The 14,678-nt window shown below is 45.7% G+C and carries 16 protein-coding genes and 1 tRNA gene; 14 read left to right on the forward strand and 3 right to left on the reverse strand.

What is annotated here, in order from left to right; genetic code table 11:
- The first annotated feature begins 265 nt into the window (after positions 1–265).
- From VER99_RS09640 to VER99_RS09685, 10 genes are all read left to right on the forward strand, one after another.
- Positions 266–341, forward strand: a tRNA-Asn gene (locus VER99_RS09640).
- A 339-nt stretch (positions 342–680) separates the two neighbouring features.
- On the forward strand, positions 681–1,259 hold the full coding sequence (gene rsxA, locus VER99_RS09645; protein ID WP_014232537.1) for an electron transport complex subunit RsxA: 579 nt from the start codon (positions 681–683) through the stop codon (positions 1,257–1,259).
- A gap of 3 nt (positions 1,260–1,262) precedes the next feature.
- On the forward strand, positions 1,263–1,859 hold the full coding sequence (rsxB, locus tag VER99_RS09650) for an electron transport complex subunit RsxB (protein ID WP_014232538.1): 597 nt from the start codon (positions 1,263–1,265) through the stop codon (positions 1,857–1,859).
- A gap of 8 nt (positions 1,860–1,867) precedes the next feature.
- Positions 1,868–4,588 (forward strand): electron transport complex subunit RsxC, encoded by a 2,721-nt coding sequence (gene rsxC, locus VER99_RS09655; RefSeq protein WP_020335672.1) that lies wholly within the window; start codon positions 1,868–1,870, stop codon positions 4,586–4,588.
- Positions 4,588–5,634, forward strand: coding sequence for an electron transport complex subunit RsxD (rsxD, locus tag VER99_RS09660; RefSeq protein ID WP_020335673.1), 1,047 nt, complete (start codon positions 4,588–4,590; stop codon positions 5,632–5,634). Before rsxC ends, rsxD begins: the two co-directional genes overlap by 1 nt.
- Positions 5,635–5,641: 7 nt before the next feature.
- Positions 5,642–6,274, forward strand: coding sequence for an electron transport complex subunit RsxG (gene rsxG / locus VER99_RS09665; RefSeq protein WP_020335674.1), 633 nt, complete (start codon positions 5,642–5,644; stop codon positions 6,272–6,274).
- Positions 6,271–6,963, forward strand: a complete 693-nt coding sequence (locus tag VER99_RS09670) for an electron transport complex subunit E (RefSeq protein WP_020335675.1) — start codon at positions 6,271–6,273, stop codon at positions 6,961–6,963. The genes rsxG and VER99_RS09670 overlap by 4 nt, the downstream gene beginning before the upstream one ends.
- A 75-nt stretch (positions 6,964–7,038) precedes the next feature.
- Positions 7,039–7,680 (forward strand): endonuclease III, encoded by a 642-nt coding sequence (gene nth / locus VER99_RS09675; protein WP_020335676.1) that lies wholly within the window; start codon positions 7,039–7,041, stop codon positions 7,678–7,680.
- Between the two features lie 32 nt (positions 7,681–7,712).
- Positions 7,713–8,129, forward strand: coding sequence for a lactoylglutathione lyase (gene gloA / locus VER99_RS09680; RefSeq protein WP_014232544.1), 417 nt, complete (start codon positions 7,713–7,715; stop codon positions 8,127–8,129).
- Between the two features lie 141 nt (positions 8,130–8,270).
- On the forward strand, positions 8,271–8,705 hold the full coding sequence (locus VER99_RS09685; RefSeq protein ID WP_014232545.1) for a DUF2753 domain-containing protein: 435 nt from the start codon (positions 8,271–8,273) through the stop codon (positions 8,703–8,705).
- A gap of 79 nt (positions 8,706–8,784) precedes the next feature.
- Here VER99_RS09685 and motY read toward each other — a convergent pair whose 3' ends face one another.
- A complete protein-coding gene (gene motY / locus VER99_RS09690; RefSeq protein ID WP_020335677.1) occupies positions 8,785–9,666 on the reverse strand; it encodes a flagellar protein MotY in 882 nt (293 codons plus the stop codon).
- Between the two features lie 318 nt (positions 9,667–9,984).
- On the opposite strand from motY, the gene rnt reads away from it, so the two are divergent.
- Together rnt and VER99_RS09700 are read left to right on the forward strand one after the other, a co-directional pair.
- Positions 9,985–10,635, forward strand: coding sequence for a ribonuclease T (rnt, locus tag VER99_RS09695; protein WP_020335678.1), 651 nt, complete (start codon positions 9,985–9,987; stop codon positions 10,633–10,635).
- A gap of 21 nt (positions 10,636–10,656) precedes the next feature.
- Entirely contained in the window at positions 10,657–11,982 is a 1,326-nt protein-coding gene (locus tag VER99_RS09700; protein WP_014232548.1) for a Na+/H+ antiporter family protein, read from the forward strand.
- 85 nt (positions 11,983–12,067) lie between these two features.
- Here VER99_RS09700 and VER99_RS09705 read toward each other — a convergent pair whose 3' ends face one another.
- Both VER99_RS09705 and VER99_RS09710 read right to left on the reverse strand, forming a co-directional pair.
- The gene (locus VER99_RS09705) at positions 12,068–12,697 is read right to left on the reverse strand and encodes a DsbA family protein (protein ID WP_020335679.1); all 630 of its coding nucleotides are present in this window, start codon (positions 12,695–12,697) and stop codon (positions 12,068–12,070) included.
- A 76-nt stretch (positions 12,698–12,773) separates the two neighbouring features.
- The gene (locus tag VER99_RS09710; protein ID WP_014232550.1) at positions 12,774–13,109 is read right to left on the reverse strand and encodes a Grx4 family monothiol glutaredoxin; all 336 of its coding nucleotides are present in this window, start codon (positions 13,107–13,109) and stop codon (positions 12,774–12,776) included.
- 283 nt (positions 13,110–13,392) lie between these two features.
- On the opposite strand from VER99_RS09710, the gene sodB reads away from it, so the two are divergent.
- Positions 13,393–13,977 carry a superoxide dismutase [Fe] gene (sodB, locus tag VER99_RS09715; RefSeq protein WP_014232551.1) on the forward strand — a complete coding sequence of 195 codons (585 nt, stop codon included), beginning with the start codon at positions 13,393–13,395 and terminating at the stop codon, positions 13,975–13,977.
- Between the two features lie 154 nt (positions 13,978–14,131).
- Positions 14,132–14,635, forward strand: a complete 504-nt coding sequence (locus VER99_RS09720) for a VC2046/SO_2500 family protein (protein WP_020335681.1) — start codon at positions 14,132–14,134, stop codon at positions 14,633–14,635.
- Positions 14,636–14,678: the final 43 nt, after the last annotated feature.

A 14,678-nucleotide genomic window follows, 5' to 3' on the forward strand; every position in this document is an offset into this window, starting at 1 on the left:
TCTGTATTATCTGCCTAATTAGTGCATAATCCTGCTTACAAATGCAGAAAAAATAAACCGTGTTGCATATCAATTAACTTTACTCAGATTTCATCAACACACTTATCCACAAATTTAGTGGATAAGTAACCCTAGCCCTTTACTGGTAAGCCATACAAAAAAGTAAAGAGCCAACCGTGATATTTTTTCAAAAAAATGTATTTTATTCCTGTTGACAGTGGATTTTGGGGTCGGTAAGATTTGCCCCGCTTTCAAGCAAAGCAATTCCCCCTTAGTTCAGTTGGTAGAACGGCGGACTGTTAATCCGTATGTCGCAGGTTCGAGTCCCGCAGGGGGAGCCAAATTTCAGAAAAAGCCGTGTCGTAAGACGCGGCTTTTTCGTTTCCAAGCTACGAATGATTTGTTTCAAGTGAATGTCTCAGACCGAAATTTTGGGCCACCTAGCCTCCTGAGTCACTTTCCGACAAGATGCGTCAAAATCTGCTTTAGCAACAATCCTCTTCTCCTCTTTTGTCTTACAAATCATTCACCAAATCTCTTATTTCGATAAAAATTCATCTATCTGAATCACATAGACGGCTATTTTTCCACCGTGTATATAAAACCACATCGTTCACTGGTTGTTATTGGTGTCACAAAACACGATAATATTGGGATCGGATTTTAAGAACGTAAAAACTATGACCGAATATGTTTTGTTGTTAGTCGGCACTGTGCTGGTAAACAACTTTGTACTGGTAAAATTTTTGGGCCTCTGTCCGTTTATGGGCGTGTCCAAAAAACTGGAAACAGCAATAGGTATGGGCTTAGCAACCACTTTCGTGCTAACGCTCGCGTCGGTGTGTTCATATTTAGTAGAAAGCTACATCCTTCGCCCATTAGGTATCGAATATCTAAGAACCATGAGTTTCATCTTGGTTATCGCTGTTGTGGTTCAGTTCACAGAGATGGTTGTGCACAAAACCAGCCCGACACTCTATCGCCTACTCGGCATCTTCTTACCGCTCATTACCACTAACTGTGCGGTACTTGGTGTTGCGCTGCTCAATATCAATGAGAACCATAACTTCATCGAATCTATCATTTATGGCTTTGGTGCAGCAGTTGGTTTTTCTATGGTATTAATTCTATTTGCCTCTATGCGAGAGCGAATTGCTGCCGCAGATGTACCGCTTCCTTTTAAAGGGGCCTCTATCGCTATGATCACTGCTGGTTTGATGTCGCTTGCCTTTATGGGCTTTACTGGTTTGGTGAAGTAAACGATGAGTACGATTCTAATTGCGATCATCGCACTCGCTGTGCTTGCTGCGATTTTTGGAGCCATCCTCGGATTTGCTTCTATTCGCTTCAAAGTTGAGGCGGATCCTATCGTCGATCAGATCGATGCTATTTTGCCTCAAACCCAGTGTGGTCAATGTGGCTATCCAGGCTGTCGCCCATATGCAGAGGCGATTGCCAATGGTGACCATATCAACAAATGTCCTCCTGGCGGTCAGGCAACGATAGAAAAGCTAGCCGATCTCATGGGCGTAGAGCCAGAAGAGTCGGCACACGATCTTGATAATAAAGTTCCTACGGTCGCGTTCATTCATGAAGACATGTGCATTGGCTGTACCAAATGCATTCAGGCTTGTCCTGTCGATGCCATTGTTGGTGGCACCAAGGCCCTTCATACCGTTATCAAAGAAGAATGTACTGGTTGTGACTTGTGTGTAGCACCATGTCCGACTGACTGTATTGAAATGATTCCTGTGGCAACCACCACAGACAGCTGGAAGTGGAAACTTAATACCATTCCAGTTGTGGATATTACGGATGCTGCCAAAGATGCAGCGAACGTGAAAGATTCAATTAATTAAGGTTTCGTATGTTGTCTTTGATTGAACAAATTCGTACTGGGTCGCTTTGGGATTTCCCAGGCGGTGTGCATCCGGCAGAAAATAAAAAACAATCCAATAAAGCAGAATTACTCCGCGCAGCAATTCCGGCAGAGATCGTTCTGCCATTGAAACAGCATATTGGTAAAGCAGGTAACCTACTTGTTGCCGCAGGTGACAATGTACTAAAAGGCCAGCCTTTAACACAATCCGAAACCGGTTTTACGGTGCCTGTTCATGCGCCAACATCAGGTAAAATCACCGCGATCGAGCCTAGAACGGTCGCTCACCCATCAGGGCTAAGTGAACTGTGCGCGGTTATCACGCCTGACGGTAAAGATACGTGGTGTGAGAAAACCCCTGTTGTCGATTACACACAAGAATCTGCAGATGCGCTAATCGACGTTATCCGTCTTGCGGGTATTTCGGGTATGGGTGGCGCAGGTTTCCCAACCGCGAAGAAAATTCAATCTGGCGTTGCTCGAACGGAAATCCTGATTGTCAACGCAGCGGAATGTGAGCCATATATTACAGCCGACGACAAACTTATTCAGGAACATGCCGATGAACTGATTCAGGGCATTGAGATTGTCGAACATATCCTAAAACCAAAACTGACGATCATTGGTATCGAAGATAACAAGCCAGATGCGATCAAAGCACTGGAGAATGCAGCTTTAAACAAAGACATTGTTATCCGCGTCATTCCAACGAAATACCCTTCAGGTGGCGAAAAGCAACTGATAAAAATTCTGACCAACAAAGAAGTACCGAGCGGTGCGATCCCTGCTGATATCGGCATTCTGGTTCAAAACGTAGGTTCTTTGTATTCAATCAAACGTGCCGTCATTGATGGCGAGCCAATGATTGAACGCGTTGTCACTCTGACAGGTAAAACCTTTAAGACGCCACGCAACGTATGGGCTCTTTTGGGAACCCCTGTCCAAGCGTTGCTTGATGAATTTGGCTACAAGGCCGATAAAAAGCTCCAACGTTTGATCATGGGCGGCCCAATGATGGGATTCACACTGCCCCACTCCCATGTTCCGATTACCAAAACGGCCAACTGTATTCTTGCGCCAACTCGCTTTGAGATCTCAGCCAGCCAATACGAAATGGAATGTATCCGCTGTGGTCAATGTGCTGAAGCCTGCCCGGCGTCACTGCTTCCTCAGCAACTGCTTTGGCACTCCAAAGCAGAAGAATATGAAAAGCTTGAAGAGTTAAACCTCAAAGACTGTATTGAGTGTGGTGCTTGTGCATTTGTTTGCCCAAGTGAAATTCCACTGGTGCAATACTATCGCCAGGCAAAAGCCGAAATTCGCACCCGAGCGCAAGAAGCAGAAGCGGCTGAGCGAGCCAAACAGCGCTTTGAAGAGAAAAAAGCGCGTATGGAACGCGAAAAAGAAGAGCGAGAAAACCGCTTCAAGAAAGCTGCTGATGAACGCCGCAAAGATATGAAGTCTAAAGGTGGCGACGATGCGATAGCCGCTGCGATTGCGCGTGTGAAAGCTCAAAAAGCTAATGCAGAAGAGAAAGCAGAACCTGCCGTGAAACCAGCGGTTGCTGCTGCGATAGCGAAAGCAAAAGCCAAACAAGCCGCTGCCGCGGAAGCAGGCGCTGCAGAACCGGATAACACCGAGATGGCCAAGCTGCGTGAAGAGCGCAAGCGTCTGGCTAGAGAACGCAAAGCAGAAAAAGAGCAAAGTGAAGGTTCAAACGACACTGATGATAAAAAGTCAGCCGTGGCTGCTGCTATTGCTCGCGCCAAAGCGAAAAAGGCACAGCAAGAAGACACCACCTCTGCTGAACCGGAAGATAAAAAAGCAGCGGTTGCTGCGGCTATAGCTCGTGCTAAAGCACGCAAGGCAGGACAAGAAGCAGAAGCAAAACCTGCTGAAAATGAAGCGCCGGTTGAGCAAACAGACGATCCGAAAAAAGCAGCAGTCGCTGCGGCCATTGCCCGTGCCAAAGCACGTAAAGCTGGGCAAGAATCAGAATCAAAACCTGCTGAAGATGCAGCGCCGGCCGAACAAACCGACGATCCGAAGAAAGCCGCTGTCGCTGCTGCCATTGCTCGTGCAAAAGCTCGTAAAGCTCAGCAAGAATCAGAAGCAAAACCAGATGAAGATGATGCATCGGCAGAGAAAGCAGAAGATCCGAAGAAAGCCGCAGTAGCTGCTGCCATTGCTCGTGCGAAAGCTCGTAAAGCTCAGCAAGAATCAGAATCAAAACCTGCTGAAGATGCAGTGCCGGCCGAACAAACCGACGATCCGAAGAAAGCCGCTGTCGCTGCTGCCATTGCTCGTGCGAAAGCTCGTAAAGCTCAGCAAGAATCAGAAGCAAAACCTGCTGAAGATGAAGCGTCGGCCGAACAACCCGACGATCCGAAGAAAGCCGCTGTCGCGGCGGCTATTGCTCGTGCGAAAGCTCGTAAAGCTCAGCAAGAATCAGAAGCAAAACCGTCTGAAGACGAAGCGCCGGCTGAACAAACTGACGATCCGAAGAAAGCCGCTGTCGCTGCTGCCATAGCTCGCGCGAAAGCCCGTAAAGCTCAGCAAGAATCAGAAGCAAAACCTGCTGAAGATGATGCATCGGCAGAGAAAGCAGAAGATCCAAAGAAAGCCGCCGTGGCTGCGGCTATTGCTCGTGCAAAAGCACGCAAAGCTCAGCAAGAAGCAGATAAAAATAATACCGAGGAGAACGAGTAATGTCGTTTTTTATAGCCAGCTCACCGCATACCCACAGTCGTCGTAGCACGCCTGATTTAATGAAATGGGTGGCACTGTGTGCGATCCCTGGTTTAGCGGCTCAAACTTACTTTTTTGGCTGGGGTACACTTATCCAGCTTATTTTTGCCATTGCTGTTGCGATATCTCTGGAGGCATTAGTGATGATCGCTCGCAAGCGATCTCCAATGCGAGCACTTCGCGATAACAGTGCCATTGTTACCGCTTGGCTGCTGGCTGTTGCCATTCCGCCTTGGTCTCCTTGGTGGCTAACTGTGATCGGCTTAGTGTTTGCGATTGTTATAGCCAAACATCTCTATGGTGGCCTTGGGCAAAATCTATTTAACCCAGCGATGGTGGCTTATGTTGTGCTGCTTATCTCCTTCCCTGTTCAAATGACGAGCTGGAGCGTGCCGACATCTCTGATTCCGGATCACGTGAATTTTGCCGACGTCCTGTCACTGATTTTTACTGGGTTTGATGGTGATGGCCTATCACTTCAGCAAGTGCGTGCAGGCGTAGATGGCGTGACAATGGCAACACCACTCGATGCTTTTAAAACAGGGCTGCATACTGGTGCAACTCCAGGTGAAATCCTGTCACAGCCTATTTTTTCTGGTTTAGCGGGTGTTGGCTGGCAATGGGTTAATATTGCTTACTTCATTGGCGGACTGGTGATGATTAAAAAGCGTCTCATCCAGTGGTACATTCCGGTGGGCTTCTTAGCGAGCCTGACCTTGTTTAGTCTGGTATTCTCGCTAATCACTCCGGGAGAAACGGCATCCCCGATATTCCACTTGCTATCGGGCGCGACCATGCTGGGTGCTTTCTTTATCGCTACGGATCCAGTCTCTGCTTCAACTACGGTAAAAGGTCGCCTAATATTTGGCGCTCTAATTGGTGCACTCGTCTTTATCATTCGCAGTTGGGGTGGATTCCCTGATGGCGTTGCATTCGCGGTTCTGCTAGCCAATATGTGCGTGCCACTGATTGACTACTACACCAAACCTAGAACTTACGGGCACTGAGGTAAACATGTTAACCGCAATTAGAAAAAATGGTCTGACACTCGCTATCTTTGCTTGTGCCACAACTGGTCTAGTGGCATTGACTCAGTACTTAACCGAAGATCAAATCAAACAACAAGAACGCAAACAGTTGTTGTCGGTGCTTAATCAGGTCATTCCTGAGACCATGCATGACAACGCGTTAACGCAGGCGTGCACCATGGTCAGCTCACCGGAGCTAGGAACACATGCGATGCCAGCTTATATTGCGACGAAAGATGGCGAACCAACCGCGATCGCGATTGAGTCTATCGCCCCAGATGGTTACAACGGTGAGATAAAAGTCATCACAGGTATTGATAGCGCAGGGAAAATTTTGGGAACTCGCGTCCTCAGCCAAAAAGAAACACCGGGGTTGGGCGATAAAATCGACCTTCGTGTATCAGATTGGATCCTGAGTTTCACCGGAAAAGAGGTCACAGAAGCAAACTGGAACTCTTGGCGAGTTCGTAAAGACGGCGGTGATTTTGATCAGTTTACCGGCGCGACAATTACGCCAAGAGCAGTGGTCAAAGTAGTGAGAAACACCGTAAACTATGTCAATAACACCCGTGACGAGATTCTTAGTCAGCCCCTAGACTGCGCAGGAGGCAACCAATGAGTGAAAACAAACTGCTGATGAAAAACGGCATGTGGAGCAACAACCCAGCATTAGTTCAATTGCTTGGTCTTTGTCCTCTGCTGGCTGTGTCATCTACGATCACAAACGCACTTGGTCTGGGCATTGCTACGCTATTGGTGCTGGTCGGCTCAAACGTGACGGTCTCTCTTATCCGCAACTACGTGCCAAAAGAGGTCCGTATTCCGGTCTTCGTTATGATCATTGCTGCACTGGTTACCTGTGTGCAGCTGTTAATGAATGCTTACGCATACGGTTTGTATCTTTCGCTCGGTATCTTTATCCCGCTGATCGTAACCAACTGTATTATTATCGGCCGTGCAGAAGCTTACGCGTCGAAAAACGATGTACTGCCGTCAGCGTTAGACGGTTTATGGATGGGTCTGGGCATGACCAGTGTACTAGTTGTACTAGGTGCTATGCGTGAGCTCATTGGTAACGGCACGTTATTCGACGGTGCAGATTTACTACTAGGCGATTGGGCAGCTTCACTTAGAATTGAAGTGTTCCACTTTGATAGCAGCTTCCTTCTGGCTCTGCTACCGCCAGGCGCTTTCATTGGTGTTGGCTTGCTGATCGCTTTAAAAAATATTATCGATAACTCGATTCAGGCACGACAACCAAAAGAAGAAAAACCGACCATTGAACGTGCCCGCGTCACCAACGCTTAGTACGCAGAATAAAAAATTAGGCTCTACCATTCGTAGGGCCTTTTTAATCCGCCAAGACGGTACTGGAAATCCGCAATGAACAAAGTCAAAAGAATTGAAATTTTAGAACGATTAAGGGAAAACAACCCAAACCCTCAGACCGAGCTAAACTGGAACTCTCCCTTTGAACTGCTTATCGCTGTATTGCTCTCAGCACAAGCGACGGATGTGAGCGTAAACAAAGCCACTGACAAGCTCTTCCCTGTAGCAAATACGCCACAGAGCATGTTTGATTTAGGTGTTGATGGCTTAAAAGAATACATCAAGACCATTGGCCTGTTTAATTCGAAGGCAGAAAACACAATCAAAACCTGTAAGATCTTGCTGGAAAAGCACAACGGTGAAGTTCCGGAAGATCGTGCATCACTTGAGGCTCTGCCGGGCGTAGGAAGAAAAACGGCAAACGTTGTGCTCAACACCGCTTTTGGCTGGCCCACCATTGCCGTCGATACGCATATTTATCGCGTATCGAATCGTACCAAATTCGCGATGGGCAAAACGGTCGATGATGTCGAGCACAAACTATTAAAAGTGGTACCTAAAGAGTTTAAACTCGATGTTCACCACTGGCTCATTCTTCATGGACGCTATACTTGTTTGGCGAGAAAGCCACGCTGCGGTAGCTGCATCATTGAAGATTTGTGTGAATATAAAGAGAAAGTATATCCAGATAGTTAATGCTATTTGAAAATGAAAGCTAGGAGTTAAAAATGTCAAACGGTCGAATTCTACACACTATGCTACGCGTGGGTGATCTAGACAAATCAATCAAGTTTTACACTGACGTTATGGGTATGAAGCTGCTTCGTACCAATGAAAACAAAGAGTACGAGTACACACTTGCCTTTCTAGGCTTCGGCGATGAGTCAGAAGGTGCGGTTATTGAGCTGACTTACAACTGGGGTACAACCGAGTATGACCTGGGCAATGCTTATGGTCATATCGCAATCGGCGTAGATGACATCTACACGACTTGTGACGCTATTAAAGCGGTTGGCGGTAATGTAACGCGTGAACCTGGTCCGGTTAAAGGTGGTACGACTCACATCGCTTTCGTAAAAGATCCAGATGGCTACATGATCGAGCTGATCCAAAACAAACAAGCAACGGCAGGCTTAGAAGGCTAATACGTCTCTAGTGAACGGTAGTTACAAGCATGAACGAAAGGCAGGTGTGAGACCTGCCTTTTTATTTGTAAACAAAACACTTTACCTGATAATAATTATCGTTTAGATTTAAGTCCAACTTCGATATGTGGGATAACGATAATGATCAGCGAATGGGAAAAACACACACTTCTGGCCGATACCGCCCTTCAATTAGATGACCCTATACGTAGTATTCTTCATTATCAACAGGCGCTTAGGTTAAGTGAAGACATCAGTGAATGTGTGGAGATTGAAGCTGACGAACGCCTGTTAATCTCAGTTATTTCCTGTCATAACCTAGCACAATTCTGGCGCTGGGCAGGTGACACAGAATATGAGCTCCGATACCTTCAACTGGCGTCTGAAAGAGTCCTGACTCTCATTCCTCAATGCCCAAATAAGGACTGCGCAAGCTTTATGGAATCCATTGGTTGCTGCACAAAAGCACTGATTGATTTTATGAAACGTCATCCTAACCCTGTGATTGCTAAACAAGTTGAAAAAATCGACACCGCCACTAACTGTGAAATCATCGCCAAGTTTCGCCTGAACTAGAGGAAACGGCTCAAGTCCGTTTTAATACTAGGTTCTATCAAATCACTCTCACCATCGGCAATCTGAAGTGACGCGAACACTAGACTTGTGTTCGCCCCAAAGAAATCACAACGCGGCGGTTTTTATCTTTACCAATTGGCGAGCCATTGTCAGCGATTGGTCGACGCTTACCATAGCCTTGCACCTGAATACGATCTTCTGGTAGACCTAAGGATTTGAAATAGTTTCGTAGCGATTCTGCACGTCTTTCCGATAAATCCTGGCTGGCACTTTTGCCATCGGTCGAGTCGGTATAAGTGGCGACCAGCACTAAATCAATGTCTTGATTATGGCGGACATAATCCGCTATTTGCGACAATCGCTTTTTAGATGCTTTGGTCAGTTGATCGCCCAGACGTTGGTAATGCAAAATCGTAAACGCAATATCTTCAAAACTGTACTTCAATAAATTGGCAATACAATCGCTGAAGGCATCATATTTACTTTGAAACAGCACCGATGACAGTGCGACTTCGATTCTTTGATCACCACTTTGCCAGTCCTGATAACTAAAGGTTGGATAACGGCCTTTCTCTAGTTCAGACAAAATACCCCACGCTGTTTGACCACCCACGTAGCCGTCAAACTGCTTGAAGAATTTTAGGTTAGTAATGCGATCCGCATGCTCACCCGGACGCCATGGTGGAGGCATCGATATCAGGCTCACACTACGAGTCTCCCCCATTGGGCGACGCATCTTTAACTCGAAGTCTAAATTGATCTTTTTACTCGCATGTGACGAAAATACCGCGTCACCGAAACTTGGGATGGGATGTACAAGTTGACATTCGAGTGGTGTGTTAACAATCATCTCCCATTGAGACTGCTGCGGCGTTGCGACATAGCGCTTGCTCAACTCCGCGTGACTGCTAGCGCTAAACAATGAAAACATAACACCACTGGTTATCAGCCATTTATTCATCTGCGATCATTCTCTTAAATGGCAGTCTTTTGCCGCCAATCTGCATCAATTCAAAAACAATCATTTCTAATGCAATAATCCCGCCAATAACTAAACCAACCCTGTTTTATACCTGCTAGCAATCAATATTTGCGGTCAGATTAATGGACGGCGACAAAAATAAAAGTAGCGTTTCAGTGGTTGTTACCTGCGGATTTCGCACCACTGTGACGAATTGAGTATCTAAAAAGCAGAATTGTATTTTTATCTGATATTGCGGTTTTTCTCATCGTAAGAATCTGTAATAATGCCGCCTTCGTCACACAAAAATAAGCCAACATGACAATAGAAAATGAAGCTCTAACCCTGAAAAAGCGTTTTCGTGGTTATTTCCCTGTGGTAGTTGACGTTGAGACCGCGGGTTTCAATGCTCAAACTGATGCACTTTTAGAAATATGCGCCGTTACCCTTCGCATGGATGAAGACGGTGTCCTGCATCCAGCCTCTACCATTCATTTTCATGTTGAGCCGTTTGAAGGTGCGAACTTGGAGAAAGAAGCGTTAGAATTCAATGGCATTCGTGACCCTTTTAGCCCACTACGTGGCGCGGTTTCTGAACAAGAAGCACTAAAAGAAATTTATAAGCTCATCCGTAAAGAGCAAAAAGCCGCAGACTGTTCACGAGCAATCATGGTTGCGCATAATGCCGCTTTCGACCTAGGTTTTGTTAACGCAGCGAACGAACGTTGCAAACTAAAACGAGTCCCTTTCCATCCGTTTGCCACTTTTGACACAGCTGCACTAAGTGGCCTTGCTTACGGCCAAACCGTTCTTGCTAAAGCATGTAAAACGGCGGGTATGGAATTCGACAATCGTGAAGCGCATTCGGCACTTTACGATACACAAAAAACTGCAGAGTTATTCTGTGGCATTGTTAACAAATGGAAGGCCCTGGGTGGTTGGCCGCTTGTTGACGAAAATAATAAGTAAACACAATATATTGGAAAAAGTATGAATCCTGTCGTTATTTCTGTTTGCGTCATGCTCGTGTTAGCGTTGATGCGGGTAAACGTGGTGGTTGCCCTCACGTTCAGTGCCATTGTCGGTGGTCTTGTCGCTGGCATGAGCCTAGGCGATACCGTTGCTGCTTTTGAAAGCGGTCTCGGTGGCGGTGCAACTATTGCTTTAAGCTACGCGATGCTCGGTACATTTGCCGTTGCAATCTCTAAGTCTGGTATTACTGATCTATTAGCTAAAGATGTGATTAAACGCATCAATGGTAAAGAAAGTTCTGCATCAACGACCGGTTTAAAATACGCGGTATTGGTAGCATTGATCTTAGTTACCATGTCTTCTCAGAACGTGATTCCTGTCCATATCGCCTTTATTCCAATTTTGATTCCACCTCTTTTGGGCGTATTTGCGAAGCTTAAATTGGATCGCCGTCTGATTGCCTGTGTTCTGACTTTTGGCCTAATCACGCCATACATGGTATTACCTGTAGGTTTTGGTGGCATCTTCTTAAACAACATCCTATTAAAGAACTTACATGACAACGGCCTAGAAAACGTTGTGGCAAGCCAAGTTCCAACGGCGATGTTGCTTCCTGGTGCAGGTATGATTTTTGGCTTATTGATCGCGATTTTTGTCAGCTACCGTAAGCCTCGTATCTATGAAGAAACCGAGTTGACCGTTGTCCATGAAACAAATCATGTGATCAATAAGCAACACATCCTTGTCGCTGCGATCGGCATTGTTGCTGCGTTGAGTGTTCAGTTATACACGGGTTCAATGATCATTGGTGCACTGGCTGGTTTCATGGTCTTTACTTTTGGTGGTGTGATTGCGTGGAAAGAAACGCACGACGTATTCACTAAAGGCGTTCACATGATGGCTATGATTGGCTTTATCATGATCGCTGCAGCAGGTTTTGCCGCAGTAATGAAGCAAACTGGTGGCGTAGAAACCTTGGTTCAATCGCTTTCTACAAGTATCGGCGATAACAAACCACTGGCTGCATTGCTGATGCTGGTTGTGGGCTTGCTGGTAACTATGGGTATTGGCTCTTCGTTCTCAACGATCCCAATTATTGCGACCATTTATGTACCACTTTCATTAGCGTTTGGCTTCTCACCGATGGCAACAATTGCGCTAGTTGGTACCGCAGCAGCACTCGGTGACGCAGGTTCTCCAGCTTCTGACTCAACATTAGGTCCAACATCGGGTCTGAATGCCGATGGCCAACATGAGCACATTTGGGAAACCGTAGTACCAACATTTATCCACTACAATATCCCACTGATCATCTTCGGTTGGATTGCTGCAATGGTGCTTTAGTATCCGTTCTTTAATAGAATCCGTTGATACACTTAGTTACGAAAAAGCCGCTCAATGAGCGGCTTTTTCTTATCTAAAATCTACATTACTGTGCAGGCATATTATCGATGATGCGTTCACGAATTAGCTTTAGCGTTGTTTCCGTCGACAAATAATCAACTTCAATCGGGAAATAGGCATCGTTGATTTGCAGAACCAAACTCGGATAAGAGTTCACCCCAAGGCTTCTGGCTAAACTCAGTTGGTCTTGGAATACGCCCTCTAGCAGGGTGCCATCCATATCGTTTTTGAACTGCTGGACATTCAAGCCAATCTCTTTTGCTAGCTGTAAATGCGTCGCTTCTTCATGAGGTGGTAACGCTCGCAGATAATAAGCATGCTGAATCGCTTCCAACATCTGTTCATAGCTGTCCTGAAAACCCGCAGCAATCACAGCTCGGCAAGACTGGTAAGTACTTCTTACTGGCGTACACAATTTCCAAAAGTCGTAGTTGAACTTAGTTCCTAACTGACGCTCAATCTGCTGCCAAATCCCTTCGAGCTTTTGTTGCATCTCTGGTGGCATTGGTAAATTTGTATCTGGTGCAAGCCCACCCACCACATACTCAAATTGAATCACACCCGGCAGTTGCTGCTTCAGTTTATCGATGGTTGGTTTGTATCCCCAACACCAACTGCACATAGGATCATGCACGTAGTAAAGCTTTATGTTCATTCCACTACCTTAAAAAAGAAAAAAGGAGCCAGTGCGGCTCCCTCGTATTCTATCGCTAAATGTGAGTATTTACGAATTACTCAGCTTCACCTTCAGCGCGTGCTGCAGCTTCTTTGATTAGCGGCTGAAGTTCACCCTTCTGGAACATTTCCAGGATGATGTCACAACCACCAATTAGCTCGCCTTCAATCCACAGTTGTGGGAACGTTGGCCATTGCGCGTATTTTGGTAACTCAGCACGGATGTCTGGGTTTTGTAGAATGTCTACGTAAGCGAACTTCTCACCACATGCCATTAGTGCTTGTGACGCTTGAGAAGAGAAACCACAGCTTGGCAGTTTCGGTGATCCTTTCATGTACAGCAGGATAGAGTTTTCTGAAATCTGCTGTTTGATTTTGTCGATAGTTTCCATCGCTTCCTCATTCATAGGTTTTAACTTTGTTTATCTGCCACATTCTACTCAATAACGGCAGAATAAAAACCATATAATTGATATGGTTTAAACTAAGCTTGTTTGATGACGCAAGATTCATCACTTCGTCACAGCTAACATCTTAAAATATTTTCATATCGGGGTTTTAATAAAGTAAAAACTTGCTAAAATACCTAGCAAGTCAGTCGTATCGACTCAGAACGAATAAAAACACTGGAAGCAATCGAAAGGTTACCCTTTCATATCAATGGAGAATCGAGTAATGGCATTTGAACTACCAGCTCTTCCTTACGCGAAAGACGCACTAGAACCACACATCTCAGCAGAGACTCTAGATTACCACCACGGTAAGCACCACAACACTTACGTAGTTAAGTTAAACGGTCTTATTCCTGGTACTGAGTTCGAAGGCAAAACTCTAGAAGAGATCATCAAGACTTCTACTGGTGGCGTATTCAACAACGCTGCTCAAATCTGGAACCACACGTTCTACTGGCACTGTCTAGCTCCAAACGCGGGCGGCGAGCCAACTGGCGCAGTTGCTGATGCAATCAACGCAGCATTCGGTTCTTTCGAAGAATTCAAAGCGAAGTTCACTGATGCAGCAATCAACAACTTCGGTTCTTCATGGACTTGGCTAGTTAAGAAGGCTGACGGTTCTCTAGACATCGTTAACACTTCTAACGCAGCAACTCCTCTAACAGAAGAAGGTGTAACTCCACTTCTAACTGTTGACCTATGGGAACACGCGTACTACATCGATTACCGCAACGTACGTCCTGATTACATGAATGGCTTCTGGGCTCTTGTAAACTGGGATTTCGTAGCAGAGAACCTAGCGAAGTAATTTACTTCCCCCTAGTTCAATTTAGTCTTATTCAAAAGCTCGCTAATACAGCGGGCTTTTTTATTACAGCCCCCTTCAATACCCTCTTAGTGCTTTCTTTTTTCTAAAGTTCTTCTGATTCATGCCGCTATAAAAGCATCTTACGAGGAGCACCATGCAAATTCATACTTTAGACAAAGCAGCAATTATCAACGAACTACAATTCGGTTATGGTATTAATAGCGCCGTACACGAAGGTCGTCGTGCCGATTTTGCTTTGATTCTATCGATGTTTTCTAACGATGTACGCGATGTGGTTCCTGTAGAAGAAGTCAGCGAAGTAAAAGCAAGTGACGAAGTTCTACGCCAGCAATTTGGCCTTTCTCAACCACAAAGTTTGCGTTCAGACAGCAGCAGTTATGAACTCGCTGCAGAACAAGCGAAACAGTTTCATAATGCAGGCTTACCTTCCGCAAAGCTTAGCCACTACCTCAAGCCAGATGCGCTAACTTATATGCCCCAAGACACGTTTAACCTTCCAGAAGAGGTCTACCATAACCTATCAGGCCATGAACGACGTCGTTTAGGTACGAGAAATCAGACTCTTATTGCTGATGCCGGGCTATATAACCAACTGGTTACCGCTCAGCGCCAATACCAAATTCAAACTCGGGCTTAGTATTCAACTTTTCACTACCTGATTACACTTGTAACACATACGA

Origin of the sequence: Vibrio natriegens NBRC 15636 = ATCC 14048 = DSM 759, assembly GCF_035621455.1 — a bacterium.
Taxonomy (GTDB): domain Bacteria; phylum Pseudomonadota; class Gammaproteobacteria; order Enterobacterales; family Vibrionaceae; genus Vibrio; species Vibrio natriegens.

Excerpts from the sequence above, each read along its gene's own strand:
- rsxA (WP_014232537.1), top strand. The coding sequence starts at position 681 with ATGACCGAATATGTTTTGTTGTTAGTCGGCACTGTGCTGGTAAACAAC.
- rsxB (WP_014232538.1), top strand. The coding sequence starts at position 1,263 with ATGAGTACGATTCTAATTGCGATCATCGCACTCGCTGTGCTTGCTGCG.
- rsxC (WP_020335672.1), top strand. The coding sequence starts at position 1,868 with ATGTTGTCTTTGATTGAACAAATTCGTACTGGGTCGCTTTGGGATTTC.
- rsxD (WP_020335673.1), top strand. The coding sequence starts at position 4,588 with ATGTCGTTTTTTATAGCCAGCTCACCGCATACCCACAGTCGTCGTAGC.
- rsxG (WP_020335674.1), top strand. The coding sequence starts at position 5,642 with ATGTTAACCGCAATTAGAAAAAATGGTCTGACACTCGCTATCTTTGCT.
- VER99_RS09670 (WP_020335675.1), top strand. The coding sequence starts at position 6,271 with ATGAGTGAAAACAAACTGCTGATGAAAAACGGCATGTGGAGCAACAAC.
- nth (WP_020335676.1), top strand. The coding sequence starts at position 7,039 with ATGAACAAAGTCAAAAGAATTGAAATTTTAGAACGATTAAGGGAAAAC.
- gloA (WP_014232544.1), top strand. The coding sequence starts at position 7,713 with ATGTCAAACGGTCGAATTCTACACACTATGCTACGCGTGGGTGATCTA.
- VER99_RS09685 (WP_014232545.1), top strand. The coding sequence starts at position 8,271 with ATGATCAGCGAATGGGAAAAACACACACTTCTGGCCGATACCGCCCTT.
- motY (WP_020335677.1), bottom strand. The coding sequence starts at position 9,666 with ATGAATAAATGGCTGATAACCAGTGGTGTTATGTTTTCATTGTTTAGC.
- rnt (WP_020335678.1), top strand. The coding sequence starts at position 9,985 with ATGACAATAGAAAATGAAGCTCTAACCCTGAAAAAGCGTTTTCGTGGT.
- VER99_RS09700 (WP_014232548.1), top strand. The coding sequence starts at position 10,657 with ATGAATCCTGTCGTTATTTCTGTTTGCGTCATGCTCGTGTTAGCGTTG.
- VER99_RS09705 (WP_020335679.1), bottom strand. The coding sequence starts at position 12,697 with ATGAACATAAAGCTTTACTACGTGCATGATCCTATGTGCAGTTGGTGT.
- VER99_RS09710 (WP_014232550.1), bottom strand. The coding sequence starts at position 13,109 with ATGGAAACTATCGACAAAATCAAACAGCAGATTTCAGAAAACTCTATC.
- sodB (WP_014232551.1), top strand. The coding sequence starts at position 13,393 with ATGGCATTTGAACTACCAGCTCTTCCTTACGCGAAAGACGCACTAGAA.
- VER99_RS09720 (WP_020335681.1), top strand. The coding sequence starts at position 14,132 with ATGCAAATTCATACTTTAGACAAAGCAGCAATTATCAACGAACTACAA.